The organism is Parabacteroides sp. AM58-2XD (assembly GCF_003463685.1).
GTDB classification, from domain to species: Bacteria; Bacteroidota; Bacteroidia; order Bacteroidales; family Tannerellaceae; genus Parabacteroides; species Parabacteroides segnis.
On the sequence record NZ_QSDP01000025.1, the window covers coordinates 24,145 to 40,911 of the forward strand.

16 protein-coding genes and 1 pseudogene are annotated in these 16,767 nt (G+C 43.0%); 15 read left to right on the top strand and 2 right to left on the bottom strand.

Annotated elements, in window-relative coordinates; translation table 11 throughout:
- Positions 1-126 precede the first annotated feature (126 nt).
- The 8 genes from DXA15_RS08195 (at position 127) to glmM (ending at position 6,149) form a co-directional block, all read left to right on the top strand.
- Positions 127-720 (top strand): RNA polymerase sigma factor, encoded by a 594-nt coding sequence (locus DXA15_RS08195; protein WP_007658568.1) that lies wholly within the window; start codon positions 127-129, stop codon positions 718-720.
- An 82-nt stretch (positions 721-802) separates the two neighbouring features.
- A complete protein-coding gene (locus DXA15_RS25475) occupies positions 803-979 on the top strand; it encodes a hypothetical protein (protein ID WP_007658566.1) in 177 nt (58 codons plus the stop codon).
- 75 nt (positions 980-1,054) lie between these two features.
- On the top strand, positions 1,055-1,705 hold the full coding sequence (gene rpe, locus DXA15_RS08200) for a ribulose-phosphate 3-epimerase (protein ID WP_010802573.1): 651 nt from the start codon (positions 1,055-1,057) through the stop codon (positions 1,703-1,705).
- A gap of 34 nt (positions 1,706-1,739) precedes the next feature.
- Positions 1,740-3,017, top strand: coding sequence for a ComEC/Rec2 family competence protein (locus DXA15_RS08205; protein WP_199676261.1), 1,278 nt, complete (start codon positions 1,740-1,742; stop codon positions 3,015-3,017).
- Positions 3,018-3,062: 45 nt separating this feature from the next.
- Complete coding sequence (locus DXA15_RS08210) at positions 3,063-4,112, top strand: bifunctional oligoribonuclease/PAP phosphatase NrnA (RefSeq protein ID WP_048315739.1); 1,050 nt, start codon at positions 3,063-3,065, stop codon at positions 4,110-4,112.
- Positions 4,113-4,212: 100 nt separating this feature from the next.
- Positions 4,213-4,359 (top strand): DUF4827 family protein, encoded by a 147-nt coding sequence (locus DXA15_RS27915; RefSeq protein WP_369683044.1) that lies wholly within the window; start codon positions 4,213-4,215, stop codon positions 4,357-4,359.
- Entirely contained in the window at positions 4,356-4,748 is a 393-nt protein-coding gene (locus tag DXA15_RS08215; protein ID WP_233566982.1) for a DUF4827 family protein, read from the top strand. The genes DXA15_RS27915 and DXA15_RS08215 overlap by 4 nt, the downstream gene beginning before the upstream one ends.
- Positions 4,749-4,760: 12 nt before the next feature.
- The gene (glmM, locus tag DXA15_RS08220; RefSeq protein WP_128133715.1) at positions 4,761-6,149 is read left to right on the top strand and encodes a phosphoglucosamine mutase; all 1,389 of its coding nucleotides are present in this window, start codon (positions 4,761-4,763) and stop codon (positions 6,147-6,149) included.
- A gap of 110 nt (positions 6,150-6,259) precedes the next feature.
- On the opposite strand, the gene DXA15_RS08225 is transcribed toward glmM, so the two are convergent.
- Positions 6,260-6,751 carry an NUDIX domain-containing protein gene (locus DXA15_RS08225; RefSeq protein ID WP_046147495.1) on the bottom strand — a complete coding sequence of 164 codons (492 nt, stop codon included), beginning with the start codon at positions 6,749-6,751 and terminating at the stop codon, positions 6,260-6,262.
- 102 nt (positions 6,752-6,853) lie between these two features.
- On the opposite strand from DXA15_RS08225, the gene DXA15_RS08230 reads away from it, so the two are divergent.
- Together DXA15_RS08230 and DXA15_RS25255 are read left to right on the top strand one after the other, a co-directional pair.
- Positions 6,854-7,102 (top strand): hypothetical protein, encoded by a 249-nt coding sequence (locus DXA15_RS08230; RefSeq protein WP_128133716.1) that lies wholly within the window; start codon positions 6,854-6,856, stop codon positions 7,100-7,102.
- The gene (locus DXA15_RS25255) at positions 7,099-7,275 is read left to right on the top strand and encodes a hypothetical protein (protein ID WP_158579648.1); all 177 of its coding nucleotides are present in this window, start codon (positions 7,099-7,101) and stop codon (positions 7,273-7,275) included. Before DXA15_RS08230 ends, DXA15_RS25255 begins: the two co-directional genes overlap by 4 nt.
- Before the next feature lie 18 nt (positions 7,276-7,293).
- On the opposite strand, the gene DXA15_RS08235 is transcribed toward DXA15_RS25255, so the two are convergent.
- Entirely contained in the window at positions 7,294-9,357 is a 2,064-nt protein-coding gene (locus tag DXA15_RS08235; protein WP_128133717.1) for a DNA topoisomerase 3, read from the bottom strand.
- Positions 9,358-9,558: 201 nt separating this feature from the next.
- Between DXA15_RS08235 and DXA15_RS08240 the strand changes: the two are divergent.
- From DXA15_RS08240 to DXA15_RS08255, 5 genes and pseudogenes are all read left to right on the top strand, one after another.
- Positions 9,559-10,155: pseudogene (locus DXA15_RS08240) on the top strand (RNA polymerase sigma-70 factor).
- 64 nt (positions 10,156-10,219) lie between these two features.
- Positions 10,220-11,206, top strand: coding sequence for a FecR family protein (locus DXA15_RS08245; protein WP_128133718.1), 987 nt, complete (start codon positions 10,220-10,222; stop codon positions 11,204-11,206).
- Positions 11,207-11,388: 182 nt separating this feature from the next.
- Positions 11,389-12,462, top strand: a complete 1,074-nt coding sequence (locus tag DXA15_RS26110; protein ID WP_233566984.1) for a carboxypeptidase-like regulatory domain-containing protein — start codon at positions 11,389-11,391, stop codon at positions 12,460-12,462.
- Positions 12,459-14,903, top strand: a complete 2,445-nt coding sequence (locus DXA15_RS08250) for a SusC/RagA family TonB-linked outer membrane protein (protein WP_233566990.1) — start codon at positions 12,459-12,461, stop codon at positions 14,901-14,903. The genes DXA15_RS26110 and DXA15_RS08250 overlap by 4 nt, the downstream gene beginning before the upstream one ends.
- Before the next feature lie 21 nt (positions 14,904-14,924).
- On the top strand, positions 14,925-16,742 hold the full coding sequence (locus DXA15_RS08255; protein ID WP_128133719.1) for a RagB/SusD family nutrient uptake outer membrane protein: 1,818 nt from the start codon (positions 14,925-14,927) through the stop codon (positions 16,740-16,742).
- Positions 16,743-16,767 lie beyond the last annotated feature (25 nt).

A 16,767-nucleotide genomic window follows, 5' to 3' on the forward strand; every position in this document is an offset into this window, starting at 1 on the left:
CAGAAATATTTGTCTGTTTAAAATACTTTTTGTTCTTTTGTTTTCGAAAACAAAATTGTCTAACATTTAAAACCTCATTGCCTATAGCATAAACATTACTCAAAGAAACTATAAAACATAGAAGTAATGAAGACTTTAAAATCGATGACCGACGAAGAACTGGTCGTCCTTTATGCGCAAGGTGATAATACTGCGTTTGATGTGTTGTTGAACCGTCATAAGAGCAGTATCCATTCCTACATTTACTTTATAGTCCGCAATAAAGAGTTAACAGAAGATATCTTTCAGGAGACTTTTGTTAAGGTGATCATGACTATTAAACAGGGCCGTTATACCGAAAACGGTAAGTTTAAAGCCTGGATTACACGTATTGCACATAATCTGATCATTGATAACTTCCGTCAGGAACGCAGTGAGAATACTGTGTCCAACGATGAGGTAGAAGTGGATCTGTTCAATAATATTAAACTTTGCGACGGAACGATTGAAGATAACATCGTGCGCCACCAGGTTTTGTCGGATGTGAAGAAGTTGGTGAAACATTTACCCGACAGCCAGCGTGAAGTACTGGAAATGCGTTATTACCAGGATCTGAGCTTTAAAGAAATTGCCGATATCACCGGTGTCAGCATTAATACGGCTTTGGGACGTATGCGTTATGCTATCCTGAACATGCGCCGTATGGCAGATGAGAACCGTATTGAGTTGTCTATGGCATAATCAGATAAAAATATTCTTCGGTTCATATAATAAGTCGAAAATTCTCCCGTTTTATTATCAAACGATTAAAAAGGGGATGCCTATGAAGAGATTTTCTACTCAATGTATGGATGGATTGAAGGATAAAACTAAAAAGAACCGGAACGAGAAGAAGAGTACACCAAGCAGACAAACGCTTGATTTCCTGTCTCAGTTTGCACGGAGTTACCATGTGGAACCTGCGCTGCAACCGGAATTCGGTGGTTATGTGATGAACTAAGAAATTGAAGGAAAGAGGACACTTGCGCAGTGTTCTCTTTCTTTTTTTGTACCTTTGCGCAAAAGACTTGAAATTATGAAACATAAGATTGCTCCTTCTTTGCTGGCAGCCGATTTTCTGAACCTGCAAAAAGAGGTAGAAATGATAAATAACAGTGAGGCGGACTGGTTGCATATGGATATTATGGATGGTGTTTTCGTTCCGAATATCTCATTCGGTTTTCCGGTGCTGGATGCGGTAAAGCCCATCCTGAAGAAGCCGATGGATGTGCATCTGATGATCGTCGAACCCCAGAAGTTTGTCAAAGAGGTTGCTGAGGCTGGTGCCTATATGATGAATGTTCATTATGAGGCTTGTACCCATTTGCATCGTACTATCGGTGCGATAAAGGAAGCCGGCATGAAAGCGGGCGTTACCTTAAATCCGCATACGCCGATCAGTCTGCTGGAAGATATTATCCAGGACCTTGATATGGTATTGCTGATGTCGGTCAATCCCGGTTTCGGCGGACAACGTTTTATTGAACATTCGGTCAATAAAACGGCCCGTTTAAAAGAAATGATCCGGGCAAAAGGGTTGGATACCTTAATAGAAGTGGACGGTGGTGTGAATCTGGAAACCGGGAAGCGTTTGCTGGAAGCCGGTGCCGATGTGCTGGTTGCCGGTAGCTTTGTTTTCAGTTCTCCTGATCCGATACGAACGATAAAAGAATTGAAAGAAATGTAGAGAAGTTAGATAACCAACCAAAACCGACCTTTGTATGATAATAAAAGAAATACAAAAGCGGCCGTTTATCAGGCCGCTTTTCATATGGATAACCGGAATCTTGTTGCAGGCCTTCTTTGATTGCAGCGTTGTCTCGCTGTTGTTGATTATCATTTCATTATTGGTTGTGGCGTTTTCTTATCTGATCCCGAAGGTAGAGCCCGGAGGCGGTAATTATGAATTGCGCTGGGTTTGGGGTGTGGTGTTTCTGTCCTTATTACTTAGTCTTTCCATGCAGCGGACAGCTTATTGGCAGGAGAGGGGAGATAGTAGTGAAGTATCGCTTTTAATGGAACTGGGTGGGAAAGGACAGGAACGTTTGCTGGAGCCTTTTGAGCGACTGAATTTATCGAAAGAGGAAAAGTCGGTGTTGGCCACTATTACCCTCGGCTATCGTAAGGAGATGGATCGCGAGGTGAGGAAACGGTTTTCTGTCACGGGGGTAGCCCATTTGCTGGCTGTAAGCGGTTTTCATGTGGCTGTTGTTTGCGGATTCCTTTCTTTGCTGTTTTCTTTTTTGCCAAAGAATAGTTTTTACAGTTGGCTGAGATACCTGTTGATGCTTTGTCTGCTTTGGGGTTTTGTGGTTATTACCGGACTGGCAGCATCGGCTGTACGGGCCGGTTTGATGCTGACGCTTTATCTCACGGGGAGGGTACTCAGGCGGATGACTGACGGTTATAATACGTTGGCTGCCGCGGCTTTCTGTATGTTGGTGTTCAATCCGTTATATCTGTTTGATATTGGTTTTCAACTGAGTTATCTGGCTGTATTGTCTATTTTATATCTGCAACCTCGTCTGCAAAATCTTATCGTAGTGAGGAATCCGGTTATTGCGATACCCTGGGGATGGATCACGGTGACATTGGCTGCCCAGGCCGGGACAACCTTACTGTGTTTGTATTATTTCCGGCAGTTCTCGTTGGTTTTCCTGTGTACCAATTTACCTTTGACGTTCCTGGCTACCTTCCTTATTCCGGTCGGACTGATCTGGTTATTGCTTCCTGTAGGCATTCCGGGTTACGGTTTATTACAATTATTCGTAGAAAAGCTGACGCATACATTGTTTTGGATTGTCGATGCTTTTAGCCGTGTAGAGGAGGCGGTCTTTTACGGGCGTATCGATTTACTATTGACTATATTGGGGTATGGTTCCATTCTTTCCTTCTTGTTATTTACGAAGACCAGGCGTCCGGGAGTCCTTTTTGCCGGCTTGCTTCTATTGTTATTTATATTGTTTGATTTGCTTATTGAACGTTTTTTTACTGCATAGAACGTAAAAAAGTAGTACCTTTGTCACTGTAAACAACGATAATATATGATTACAAAAATCATTCACGAAGAGAAAATTCAGAAAGCCAAGAAATACGTAGAGAAAGGCGAAAGTTTTGTTATTGTAACCCACGTTACTCCTGATGGTGACGCTCTCGGTTCTTCTTTGGGGTTGTACCATTTCCTTACTACTTACGGTAAAGACAATGTAACGGTTATCGTCCCGAATGAATTTCCGTCATTTTACAGATGGATGCCGGGGGCGAAAGATATTGTGATACATGAAAAGTATCCTGATTTTGCGGAACAGCTGATCCATGATGCAGATGTGATCTTCTGTCTGGACTTTAATGAACCCAAACGCATAGAGAAACTGGCGCCTGCGGTTATTGCATCGGAAGGGCGTAAGGTGATGATCGATCATCATCTGAACCCAGCTGACTTTTGCCGCGTAACAATGTCGTATCCGGAAATGTCGTCAACAAGTGAGATGATTTTCCGTTTTATTTGCCGGATGGGAATGTTTGACCTAATGAGTAAAGAGGCGGCGGCATGTATTTATACCGGGATGATGACGGATACAGGTTCTTTTACCTATAACTCCAATAAACCGGAGATTTACACGATTGTCAGTGAGTTGATAAAGAAAGGTATAGACAAAGATCTGATATATCGTAAAGTATTCCAGGTGTATTCCGAATCACGGTTACGGATGCAGGGATATGTTCTGTATGAAAAGATGAAGATTTATCCGGAACATCATGCGGCTTTGATAACTCTTTCAAAGGAGGAATTGGACCGGTTTCATTACAAAACAGGTGATACGGAAGGTTTTGTCAATATGCCGTTGAGTATTGAAGGAGTTACTTTTAGTGTCTTTATCCGTGAAGATAGGGATTACATTAAAGTATCTCTCCGGTCGGTAGGTGATTTCCCTTGCAATCAGTTTGCTTGTCAGTATTTTAATGGCGGTGGTCATAAAAATGCGTCGGGGGGAGAGTTTTTCGGCTCTTTAGAGGATGCTGTAGCTACGTTTGAGAAGGGATTAAAAGAATTTAATCCTAATAAAACAGAAGAAATAGAGAAACTTGCCTGAGATATGGCAGATATTATTTACATTTGTCGCTCATTTATACATTAAAGAATAACAGATGAAGAAAGGTTTTTATATCCTGATGATTTTGTGTGCAGCCCTAATGGTGGTGTCATGCGATAAAACGAAGTCGTACACTGAGAGGTTGAAGGATGAGAGGAAAGCGATTGATCGGTTGATTGATCATGAAGGATTTAAGATTCTTAAAACTACCCGTCGGATGGCGTTTTTAAGGAAAATGAATTTGTGAAGTTGGATAATGATGTGTATCTGAATGTGATTGACTCAGGTAATGGAAATCGGGCAGTATTGGGCACAACTAAAGTTTTTTGTCGTTTCGAAGCTAAAGGAATCTTAGATTCTGATACTGCATATAACATGGTTAATAATCTGACTTATGGACCTGGATATTATGGCTTCCCTACAGAATTTGTATTTGGCTATAATGTTTACTCCGGGGAGAGTAGAAGTTATGATCCGGATTTATTTGTAGGTGAAGGGTTGGCTACAGCTTTATACCATGTAGGAGAAGGCGCTACTGTCAGAATGATTGTTCCATTTAAGAGAATGGGCAATTATTTCCAAAGCAGTTATGTTCCTGTTTATTTTAGTAAAGTAAAATATACATTCGAAAAATAATCTAACATACTTATGACTCTAATTAAATCTATTTCCGGTATTCGCGGTACAATAGGCGGAGCACCGGAAGACGGATTGAATCCGTTAGCCATTGTGAAGTTTGTGGCAGCTTATGCTACCTTCATCAGAAAAAACACGACAGTTACAACAAACAAAATCGTAGTAGGACGTGATGCCCGTATCTCCGGTCCGATGGTAAAACAGGTGGTTTTGGGTACGCTTACCGGTATGGGATTTGATGTGGTCGATATCGACCTGGCTACAACCCCGACTACTGAATTAGCCGTTGCTATGGAAGGCGCTTGCGGTGGTATTATCCTGACTGCCAGCCATAATCCGAAACAGTGGAATGCCTTGAAGTTGTTGAACGAAAAAGGAGAGTTCCTGAATGCAGCCGAAGGTGCTGAAGTTTTGGATATTGCAGCTTCTGAAAGTTTTGAATTTGCCGATGTGGATCATTTGGGAAAAGTGATCGTTGACGATACATATAAACAGAAACATATCGAGAGTGTACTTAATCTTGACCTGGTAGACGTAGAAGCGATTAAAGCGGCTAACTTCCGGGTGGCTATTGATGCTGTAAACTCAGTGGGTGGTATTGTTTTGCCGGATTTACTTTATGCTTTGGGTGTGAAGGAAATCTTTAAACTGCATTGTGCTCCTCACGGAAATTTCTCTCATAATCCGGAACCTATTCCAGAAAACCTGACAGAGATTTCAGACCTGATGAAACATGCTAAAGCGGATGTCGGTTTTGTTGTCGATCCGGACGTAGACCGTTTGGCTATTATCTGCGAAGATGGTGAAATGTTCGGCGAAGAGTACACATTGGTGGCAGTAGCCGATTATATATTGAGTCATACGCCGGGTAATACGGTAAGTAACCTGAGTTCAAGCCGTGCGTTACGTGATGTAACCCGTGCTCATGGTTGCGAATATAATGCAGCTGCGGTAGGTGAAGTAAATGTCGTTACTAAGATGAAAGCGACAAACGCTGTGATTGGTGGTGAAGGTAACGGTGGTGTGATCTATCCGGCCAGCCATTACGGTCGTGATGCCTTGGTTGGTATTGCCTTGTTCCTGACTCATCTGGCAAAGAAGAAAATGAAAACAAGCGAATTACGTGCCAGCTATCCTCCGTATTTTATCTCGAAGCAGAAAGTACAGCTGACTCCGGAGATCGATGTGGATGCAATCCTGGCTAAGGTGAAAGAAAAATTTGCTCAGTATGATATCACTGATATCGACGGTGTAAAGATCGACTTCCCTGACAAATGGGTTCACCTCCGTAAAAGTAATACTGAACCGATCATCCGTATCTATTCCGAAGCTCACACCATGAAAGAAGCTGAAGAGATCGGCGGCGAGTTGATTGCGGTGATTAATGAGATGTGTAAGTAAAATTCTATACATATAATAAGTGAGAGAGGATGCTTCAAAAGAGCATCCTCTTTTTGGTCGAAATAGCACCTTATTTATTTAGTTGCATGTATTTAATGCAGATTCCAATATTATAGAAACAACCTCTTAAACTCCTGTTCAAAATTAGGAGTAAACACATTTTGTCCCAGGTTCGACTTGATTTCTTCGAGCGACCAGAAACGTCCGCCGTCCAGTTCCTCGGTGTCCGGTTTGATTTCTCCGTTGTAAATTGTGCGGAATGTATTGACGAGCTCTTTTTCGATAGCTGATTCAAAGACGTAACGGGTGATGAATTGGGGTGTGAATGCTGTAATGCCCAACTCTTCACGGACTTCCCGGCGGAGAGCTTCTTCGACCGTTTCCCCGTAATCGATATGTCCTCCGACAGCCGTATCCCATTTACCGGGTTGGATATCTTTGGTCATGGAACGTTTTTGCAGATATAGTTCTCCGGCATCATTAAAGATATGCAGATGGATGACCGGATGCAGTTGTTTGCTTCCGCTATGACATTCTTTTCGGGTCGCTTTACCTATTGTTTCTCCCATTTCGTTGACGAGAGGGAACCATTCTTCTTTCATCTTTTTCTTTGTTTTTGAGGTTGCAAAGATAAGGAATAAAGGTAGTTGGAATGTGGAATTTAATTATTACTTTTGTCAAGGACATAATAAAAAAGAATAACTATGACAAAATCAACTATGGCCATGGAAGCTGAAAAAGCTGAACTGGCGAGAATTATATTAGCCTTGGATGATATGGAATTAGTAAAGAAAGTGAAAGCTTCCGTCAAACGTATTACCACTCCGAAAGAAGACCCCTTTTTTACTAATCCGGCAAATCTTGCTCATTTCCGGAAATCAGTGAAGCAGAGGGAGAATGGTGAAGTTGTGGAATTGACCCCTGAGCTTCAGAAGGAATTACTTGGTTTATGAAATATACATTAATTATTACTGAGGAGGCAAAGATAGAGATTGCTTCCTTTTCTCGTGCCGGTGATAAAGCAGGAGCTAAGAAAGTGAATGTTTTATTAAATGAACTACGTGAACATCCCAGTCGAGGAAGACAAGGTAATTGTAACGGTCGTGCAAGCAAAAGAACACTATAATGATAAATGACCGTGTCGTTACAAATTTCCGATGACCTTTGCCAATTCCTCATCCGATAACCCTTCCCCATAAGTCGCATAATCCAGCCGGAATGTACAACCATTCTTATATTCGGAACAACCGTAAGCTGTTTTGCCTCGCAGGATATTTCCTTTCTTGCAGATGGGACAAACCGGTTTTGCCGGTTGTTGGGGGACTGCTTTCTCTTTGGGAGCCTCTTCCTTTTTGGCACGCGGCTTGCGGGGTTTCTTTTCTTTTTTCTCCTCTTTCGGTGCTTCTTTGGCGGCCTCCTCGATGGTGATGGTGCGGGTGGACTGGTCGGAAAGGACGTTGATGACTACCTGGTGGACCATCTGTTTGAGTTCGTCCAGGAATGTTTTTGCCTCATAAGTACCACGTTCTATCTGACGCAGTTTCTTTTCCCATAAACCGGTCAGTTCGGCACTTTTCAGTAACTCTTCGTGTATTGTACCTATCAATTCCTTTCCGGTGGCGGTAGGGAACAGGTTCTTTCGTTCTTTACGGATATAGTTACGTTTGAAAAGCGTTTCAATGATAGCTGCACGGGTGGAAGGGCGGCCGATACCGTTTTCCTTCAAGGCATCACGCAAATCGTCATTATCGACCAGCTTACCGGCCGTTTCCATTGCACGGAGCAACGTAGCCTCTGTATAAGGCTTGGGCGGAGTCGTCCAAGTCTCCTTTAATAAAGGTTTATGCGGTCCGGTTTCTCCTTTGGTGAAGTCCGGCAATACGCCTTCTTCCTCGGTCGGTTCGGCATCCGGGTCCTTTTGCTCCGCACCGAATACGACGCGCCATCCCGGTTTTAATATCTGTTTTCCGGTTACTTTGAAATCTACTTTACCCACTTTACCGAGTACGGTTGTGGTGGAGATTTCACAGTCCGGATAAAAGGCGGCGATGAAACGACGGGCAACCAGGTCATATACCTTCCGTTCATTCTCCGTCAGGTTACGGGCGGGTACACCGGTCGGGATGATGGCGTGGTGGTCGGTTACCTTTGAGTTGTCGAATACTTTTTTGCTTTTGGGAATCTTGGCATTCAACAGGGAAGCCGTCAGTTCGGTATAATCGACCAGCCCTTTCAGCGTATTCGGAACTTTCGGGTAAATATCATCACTCAAGAAAGTGGTATCTACACGGGGGTAGGTGGTCACTTTCTTTTCATATAATGACTGAATCAGTTTTAATGTATCGTCGGCGGTAAATGCAAACTTTTTGTTGCATTCCACCTGCAACGAGGTCAGGTCGAAAAGGCGGGGGGCATATTCCTTCCCTTTCTTTTCGGAAATATCGGTGACGGTAAAGTCTTCCTGCTGTACGATTTCGAGGAAGGCTTCCCCTTCTTCCTTTTTGGTGAATTTACCCTTGGTAGCGGAGAAGGTTGTATTCCGGTAGACGGTTTTCAACTCCCAGTAAGGTTCGGGCTTGAAATTATCTATCTCTGCCTGGCGGTTTACAATCAGTGCCAGTGTCGGTGTCTGGACACGGCCGATAGAAAGCACCTGCCGGTTCTGTCCGTAACGGATTGTATATAATCGGGTTGCATTCATTCCCAGCAACCAGTCGCCTATGGCACGGGATAATCCGGCCTCGTATAGTCTGGCAAATTCAGTCTGTTCTTTCAGATGCTGGAAACCTTCGCGAATGGCTTCTTCGGTAAGGGATGATATCCATAAACGGTAAACCGGGCATTTACAGCCGGCTTTCTGCATCACCCAACGTTGAATCAGTTCTCCTTCCTGGCCGGCATCACCGCAGTTGATGACCATCTCTGCATTCTGCATCAGGCTTTCAATCACTTTGAACTGTTGTTCGTAGGTCGGGTTACTAATCAACTTGATGCCGAAACGGGGGGGGATCATAGGAAGTGCTCCCAGGCTCCATCGTTTCCAGTCGTCAGTGTATTCGTGAGGTTCCTTGAGTGTACACAGATGTCCGAATGTCCAGGTAACCTGATATCCGTTTCCTTCAATATACCCATTCATTCTTTTTGTAGCCCCCAGTACTTCGGCAATCTCTCGTGCCACACTCGGTTTTTCAGCAATACATACTTTCATCTGCAATCTAATCCTTTCGTAAAAATCACACAAATGTACGCTTTCCTGTTGACTTAATAAAATCGTAGATAGAATTAAAGAAGTTCGCAGGAATGCCGGTCTTATTTTACAGACATGTTTGTGAGGTATATAGAATATCTCTATATTTGACAAGTCTTAGGACATGAAGAGTATGGATTGTGTTTCCACTTATTAGTTTAAATGTATAATAATTCAGAACAGGAAAAGATACTTATTGCAGGTTTGATTCAGGATGACGAGTCTGCATTCTGTGAATTATACGCTTTGTATAAGAACAGGCTGATGTTCTTTGCGATGAAGTTTCTTAAATCGAAAGAATTTGCAGAAGATGTTTTTCAGGATGCTTTCACCTCCGTCTGGCAAAACAGGCGTTTCCTGAATCCGGATTCTCCTTTTGCACCTTATGTTTATACAATTGTGAAAAACCGGATTCTCAATCTGCTGGCCGGGATAGAGAAAGAACAACAACTTAAAAATATCATCTTGTCCGGTTCGGTGGATGTGACCAATGATACGTAAGATAAAATATTGGATGACGACCTGAACCAACTGCTCGAAAAGGCTCTGCTCGATTTGACTTCACAGCAACGCCGTATCTTCGATATGAGCCGGAAAGAGATGAAGTCTCATAAGGAAATAGCGGAAGAATTAAATATTTCAGTTTATACTGTCCAGCAGCATATCTCTGCGTCTTTGAAAGTAATACGTTCATATTTAGTGAAATACTCCGGGACGTATGCCGATTTACTAGTACTGCTCTTTTGTCTGAATTCATAATAAAAGTTAATCATATCCCAGTTGTACCTCGTTTCGTGGTACTATAAATACATGCACCGATAATATGGCAGATTTGAAGTATATAAACAACCTATTGAAACGATTCGTCGACGGCCTCTACACCCGTAAAGATGCCGACGACTTGTTGAAGCATTTCCATGCCGGAAAGTACAATACGGAAATATCCGAAGCAATGGACACTGTATGGGAAGAAATGGAGGAAGATGAGGTTTCGTCGTTGCAGCATCAGCAATACAGGGAAGAGGCCCGTTTGTTATTGTCGCGCATCCGGAAACCGGAGAAACGTTTCTCCTTTATTCCCTATTTGAGATATGTGGTAATCGTGGCTGTCATCTTGTCGATAGGTTGGGGCGGATTCCGCCTGATACGTTCGAATCAGGAAAAGGTATTGACATATACGGAAGTGCATGTGAAGAACGGCGAACATAAACGGGTTATTTTGCCGGACGGGACTTCCGTAACATTGAATGCCGGTTCTTATTTAAGATATCCCCGGGAGTTCATTACTGATGTCCGCCGGATAGAGATGAATGGAGAAGCATTTTTCGAAGTAACCCGGGATGAAGAGAAACCTTTCCTTATCCATACGAAAGATGCCGATGTAAAGGTGCTGGGTACTTCCTTCAATGTGAAAGCCTTCGATATGGACGAGCAGTTGACTGTTAGTGTTCAGACGGGGAAAGTGCAGGTCGATTTACCGGAAGCGATGATGCGCCTGTTGCCGGATGAACAGTTCGTGATGGATAAGACGAAAGGCGAGTTCCAGAAACGGAATGAAGATGCAAGGCTTTCCACTGTCTGGATAAAAGGTGGTCTTTACTTTAACAGGACTCCCATACGGACCGTTGTCAATGAACTGGTCCGCATGTATAACCGGACTATTGAATTTGCCCCGGGTGCGGAATATGACGATTATATTTACGGGGAACATGATAATAAAAGTCTGGAAGCAGTACTTAAATCGATACAATATTCAACAGATATAAAATACAGGATAGAAAATGACAAAATAGTTTTATATAAGAATTGATTATTAACTTATTCTAAATTGATACTTACATGAAAGACACCAGTTAACTTATCCACAAAAAGAAAAGGAAGGTCACAGAGACCTCCCTTATACTCTACCGATTGTCCGGAGTGGAGGCCAGACAATCTATACGGAGTCGTTTTAAATTACTATTCAAAACAACCATAAAACATTCCAAATTTATGAACTTCCTTAATATTAAGAAGTATTGTTGGGCTTGTTATGCTGTACTTTTTGTTTTTTTAGCAGTTGTATGCGCACAACCGGCGATGGCCCAAACGATAAAATCAGAAGTAGTGACCGTTGAGGTCCACAATCAACCGGTAGAAAAGGTCCTCAAAGAGATTTCCCAGCAAACGGGAGTCAAGTTCTTCTACGGCGAGATCGTCACCAACAACAAGTTAACGGTCAATTTGTCCTTTAATAGCAAACCGTTGAAAGACGTCTTAACTGAAATATCCAAACAGACCGGTCTGGATTTTAACCGGGAGAACAATACCATTGCAGTCAGCGTGCGTAAAACCAACGCTGCTCCGTCCCGTCAGCAGGCACAGCCGGAAAAGAAAATTTCAGGTGTGGTAACAGACGACAGAGGAGATGCTGTTATCGGTGCGAATGTGGTAGTGAAAGGTACCACTAACGGCACAATTACAGATATCGACGGTAAATTCAGCCTGGATGTTCCGTCCGGCAGTACACTGACGATTTCCTACATCGGTTATCTGAACAAAGAGATACGTGTAGACGGACAGCAGTCGCAATATGCAGTTAAGTTGCTGGAAGATACCCAGACGCTGGATGAAGTTGTTGTCGTAGGTTTCGGTACACAGAAAAAAGCCAATCTGACAGGTGCCGTGAGTACGGTGAAGATGGAAGAGGTAATGGGTGACCGTCCGGTCGTTTCCGCCAGCCAGGCGTTGCAGGGAGCTATGCCGGGTCTGACAATTACCACCAATGCCGGTAGCCCGGGTAAGAGTATGACATTGAATGTTCGCGGTACCAACCGTCTGAATATCGACGAATACGGAGAAGGCGAACCGTTGGTATTGGTCGATAACGTTCCGATGGATATCAATATGATTTCTCCGTCCGATATTGAAACGGTAACAGTCTTGAAGGATGCGGCTTCTGCTGCTATCTACGGTGCACGTGCTGCTTTCGGTGTTATTTTGATTACAACCAAACAGGCGAATAAAGAGCAAAAGGTTCTATCAATTACAACAACAACTTTGCATTCTCAAAGCCTCAGTCTTTGATAGAAAAAGCGTCTCCGCTGGAAACAGTCCGTTTCTATAATGATATGGGATATAAGAACGGCCGTTATAACAACGGACAGGATATCACTGCGTGGTTGGGCTATCTGGAAGATTACCAGGCAAATCCGGGTAAATATCCGTTAGGCTATTATATGGATGATAATGGTAACCGCTACGATTTAAAAGAGAACAACCACTTGGAACGTATGATGGATAATTATGGTTTCCAGCAGACACATAATGTTTCAGTGAGCGGCGGTACAGCCAAGTCTGCTTACCGTCTATCTTTCGGATACCTGGATGAAGACGGTATTCTGGTTACGGATAAGGACGGTTATAACAGATACAACCTGTCTTCTTTCGTGAATACGGAAATTACTTCCTGGTTGAAAGTGCAGGCGGATATTAAATACTCCAAGTCGAAAACGACTAACCCGAATATGAATACGTTGAGAAACTGGTCTCCGTATCGTCTGGCCCAATTGCTGCCGACTTATTATCCGGAAGGTGACGTTGAGATAAACGGGGAAACTTATCCAATCGGTACTCCCCGCTGGAATATCATGAATTCTCCGGTCCAGGCAAAGAACAACGAAGATATCCGTCTTTTCGGTAAAGCTATTTTTAATCCGATGGAAGGGCTGTTAATCAATGCTGAATATACTTTCAACAGAACAAATTACGACCAGGACGAATACCAGAAAACAGTGAAGTATGTCAATGCGGAAAACAACTATTTCTCAGTGGCGGACTCCTATAGCGGTAACTCTTCATACCAGTTGGATGAAAAGCATATCAACTACAATGCAATCAACGTTTACGGAAATTACGATAAGACGATAAACGACCACTCTTTCAGTGTAATGGCAGGTTTCAACCAGGAATACAGTTACATGCGTAGAGTTTGGGGAAAGAAATTGCATGTGGTAAATCCGGAACATCCCTCATTGAGCGGCGCGGACGGTACCATGACTACCGGCGATGAATATGACGAATATTCGCTACGTGGTTTGTATTACAGAGCTTCTTATAACTATAAAGGAAAATATCTGTTTGAAACGAACGGGCGTTATGATGGTTCTTCCAAATTCCCTTCAGGCAACCGTTTCGGTTTCTTCCCTTCTTTCTCGTTGGGTTGGAGAGTTTCTGAAGAAAAATTCATGGATTGGTCGAAGGAATATGTTACGAACTTCAAGCTGAGAGGTTCTTTCGGACAGGTAGGTAACCAGGCAATTAAGAACTATGCATTCCTGGGCGTAATGGCTACGGAAAACGGATGGCTGGAAAATGGCTTATGGAATATAACCCGTAAAGTTCCGGCTTTGGTTAGTTCGAGCTTTACCTGGGAAAAGGTAGAGACGCTGGATATCGGTTTCGACTTGGGTATGTTCGATAACCGTTTAGACCTGGTATTTGACTGGTATCGTCGTGATACGAAAGGTATGTTGGCTCCGGGTAAGGAACTTCCTTCTGTGCTTGGCGGTTCTTCTCCGTTGGAAAATTCGGCCGACTTGCGTACAAAAGGTTGGGAGTTGGCAATAAACTGGAGAGACCGTATCGGTAAAGACTGGCGTTATAACATCGGTTTGAACCTGTATGATTCACGTTCAAAAGTAACGAAGTTCGATAACCCGACAGAATCATTGTCTACTTATCGTGTAGGTCAGGAAATAGGGGAAATCTGGGGATTTGTTACAGACCGTTTCTATACGGAAGATGATTTCGAAACGATTGATGAGGCGAAAGGTATCTATAAACTGAAAGAAGGAGTTCCTACTATCGACCCGTATGTACGTGACCCGAGACCGGGTGATATCCTGTTCAAAGACTTAAACGGAAATGGTAAAATTGATAACTCAGGTGATAACACGGCTAAAGATGCGGGTGACAGAAAGATTATCGGTAATAATTCCAGACGCTATCCGTATGCAATCAATGCCGGTGTGGGTTGGAAAGGTTTTGACCTGACCGTATTCTTCCAGGGAATTGGAAAACGTGACCTGATTGTCGGTACGGACGGTAAATCAAATTTCCTGGCATGGCCGCATACCAACACGGATAACCCGAATGCTGCTGCTACTGTATTGAAACACCACCTGGATTATTGGACTCCTGAAAATCCGAATGCTTATTATCCCCGTTTAGGAAACCAGACAGGTGTGAATCAGGGAACGGATGGTTTCAACAGAAGGAATCAGACTAAATATCTGATGGATGCCTCTTACATCAAACTGAAAAATATCACATTGAGTTATTCATTCCCGAGTAGCTGGCTTGAGAAAACAAGAGCGATTTCGGCTTTTAAAGTATTCTTTAGTGGTGAAGACCTCTGGACAAAACATCATATGTATAAAGGAATGGACCCTGAACAAACGATGAGTATTAATGACTTATATCCGTTCATGAAGAAATTCTCTTTTGGTATTAATGTTACTTTATAATTTGTATAACACTTGATTCTTATGAAAAAAATATATTTATCAGCATGTCTGGCTGCTTTTCTTATTGGAGGTACTTCTTGCCTGAATGATGAATTCCTGGATAAATACCCGATCGATAAAGAAACGGAAAACACGGTCTTTACGACTTATGATAATTTTAAAATGTACGCGTGGGGATTGTACAATAAAACACTGATTGCTTATCAGAACTATCCTCAGGCAGGAGATGTATCGGATATGTTGTTCGATTCGAATGATGCCCGTGGTATCGCCTGGGTAAACAACCGTATGTCTGCTTCGAATGTAAGTGCGGATACATGGACGTTTGAATTTATCCGCCGGGTGAATCTGATGCTGGATAATATCGAAAACTCACAGATGACGGAAAAGGAGAAAGCGCACTGGCGTGGAGTCGGTTATTTTTTCCGTGCTCATGAATACTTCAAACTTCTTCAGAAGTTCGGTGACTTGCCCTGGCTGGAACATCTGGTAGGGACCGGAGACGTGGATGTGTTGTATGCAAAACAAGATTCCCGTGAGGTGGTTGCCAATCATATGTTGGAAAATCTGTTGTATGCCGAAGAGCATATAAACGAGAAAGGTGACGGCGACAATACCGTCAATCCGAATGTAGTACGTGCTTTTATTTCCCGTTTCGGCCTGTATGAAGGGACCTGGAGAAAGTATCATGGCAGTGTGGATAATGTAGACGGTACGAAATATCTGGAAGCAAGCGTGAAAGCCTCCCAGAAACTTATCGACCAGAATCTGGGACTGATGGCGGATTATGATGATGTGTTTAACTCATCCAGCCTGAAAGGACAAAGCAGTATCCTTCTGTATCGGGAGTACCTGGAAAACGAAAGCGGAAAGGGGCACGATTTGACTCAGCGTACGACTGGCGAACGTTTGTATGAAGGTTCAAAGAAGCTCGTAGAACAATACTTATGTGCTGACGGACGGCCTATTTCTACTTCTACCGTTTATGATGGCGACAATACGGTGTATGATGAATTCAGAAATCGTGACTTACGTCTGTATTATACAATTTGTCCTCCTTATAAAGTGACGGTTTCTACGGATTTATCCCATTGGGAATATACGGGCAACGCTGTGGAACGTGAGTATATGGATTTAATGGGTAAGTTATCTAAAAATAATCCGGAGAGGAAAATGTTGCCTCTGTCGAAGAAGGCTTCTTATATTGCAAATATACCGAATTTGACGGCAGTAAAAGTCAGCGGTGTGGATACGCAGACCGGTTACTTCATGTACAAATATTATAATGCGTTACCCGGAGCTGATAAAGGAGAGGTACAAGGTACCGACGGGCCTATCTTTCGTATGGGAGAGGTGTTGATAAACCATGCCGAAGCAATGTTTGAGCTGGGACGTTTCGACCAGTCCGTTGCCGATGCTACTGTCAACAAGTTGCGTGCACGTGCCGGCGTTGCGGCTATGGTGATAAACAATATCGGTGCTGATTTCGACAAGTTCCGTGATTCGGATGTCGCTCCTGTTTTGTGGGAGATACGCCGTGAAAGATGTTCCGAATTGATGGGTTCAGGTTTCCGTTTTGACGATATCAAACGTTGGAAAAAAGGTAACTATCTGAATGAACAGCCTGTCGGCGTCAAGATTAATAATATAGAAGATTACAATAGCGAAGCGCTGGCAAAGAGTCTGTATAAAGGTTCGGAAATGCCTCGCTATGTAAACTGCGTTACTTATATCGAGAAACCGAATCCGGGGTGGGAAGATAAATGCTATCTGTATCCTATTCCTTTGAAACAAACTCTTTTAAATGAAAATCTGGTGCAGAACCCAGGTTGGAAATAATTGAACATACCTTACCGCATCCGGA

Coding starts and splice junctions, on each gene's coding strand:
- DXA15_RS08195 (WP_007658568.1), top strand. CDS start 127: ATGAAGACTTTAAAATCGATGACCGACGAAGAACTGGTCGTCCTTTAT.
- DXA15_RS25475 (WP_007658566.1), top strand. CDS start 803: ATGAAGAGATTTTCTACTCAATGTATGGATGGATTGAAGGATAAAACT.
- rpe (WP_010802573.1), top strand. CDS start 1,055: ATGAAACATAAGATTGCTCCTTCTTTGCTGGCAGCCGATTTTCTGAAC.
- DXA15_RS08205 (WP_199676261.1), top strand. CDS start 1,740: ATGATAATAAAAGAAATACAAAAGCGGCCGTTTATCAGGCCGCTTTTC.
- DXA15_RS08210 (WP_048315739.1), top strand. CDS start 3,063: ATGATTACAAAAATCATTCACGAAGAGAAAATTCAGAAAGCCAAGAAA.
- DXA15_RS27915 (WP_369683044.1), top strand. CDS start 4,213: ATGGTGGTGTCATGCGATAAAACGAAGTCGTACACTGAGAGGTTGAAG.
- glmM (WP_128133715.1), top strand. CDS start 4,761: ATGACTCTAATTAAATCTATTTCCGGTATTCGCGGTACAATAGGCGGA.
- DXA15_RS08225 (WP_046147495.1), bottom strand. CDS start 6,751: ATGAAAGAAGAATGGTTCCCTCTCGTCAACGAAATGGGAGAAACAATA.
- DXA15_RS08230 (WP_128133716.1), top strand. CDS start 6,854: ATGACAAAATCAACTATGGCCATGGAAGCTGAAAAAGCTGAACTGGCG.
- DXA15_RS25255 (WP_158579648.1), top strand. CDS start 7,099: ATGAAATATACATTAATTATTACTGAGGAGGCAAAGATAGAGATTGCT.
- DXA15_RS08235 (WP_128133717.1), bottom strand. CDS start 9,357: ATGAAAGTATGTATTGCTGAAAAACCGAGTGTGGCACGAGAGATTGCC.
- DXA15_RS08245 (WP_128133718.1), top strand. CDS start 10,220: ATGGCAGATTTGAAGTATATAAACAACCTATTGAAACGATTCGTCGAC.
- DXA15_RS26110 (WP_233566984.1), top strand. CDS start 11,389: ATGAACTTCCTTAATATTAAGAAGTATTGTTGGGCTTGTTATGCTGTA.
- DXA15_RS08255 (WP_128133719.1), top strand. CDS start 14,925: ATGAAAAAAATATATTTATCAGCATGTCTGGCTGCTTTTCTTATTGGA.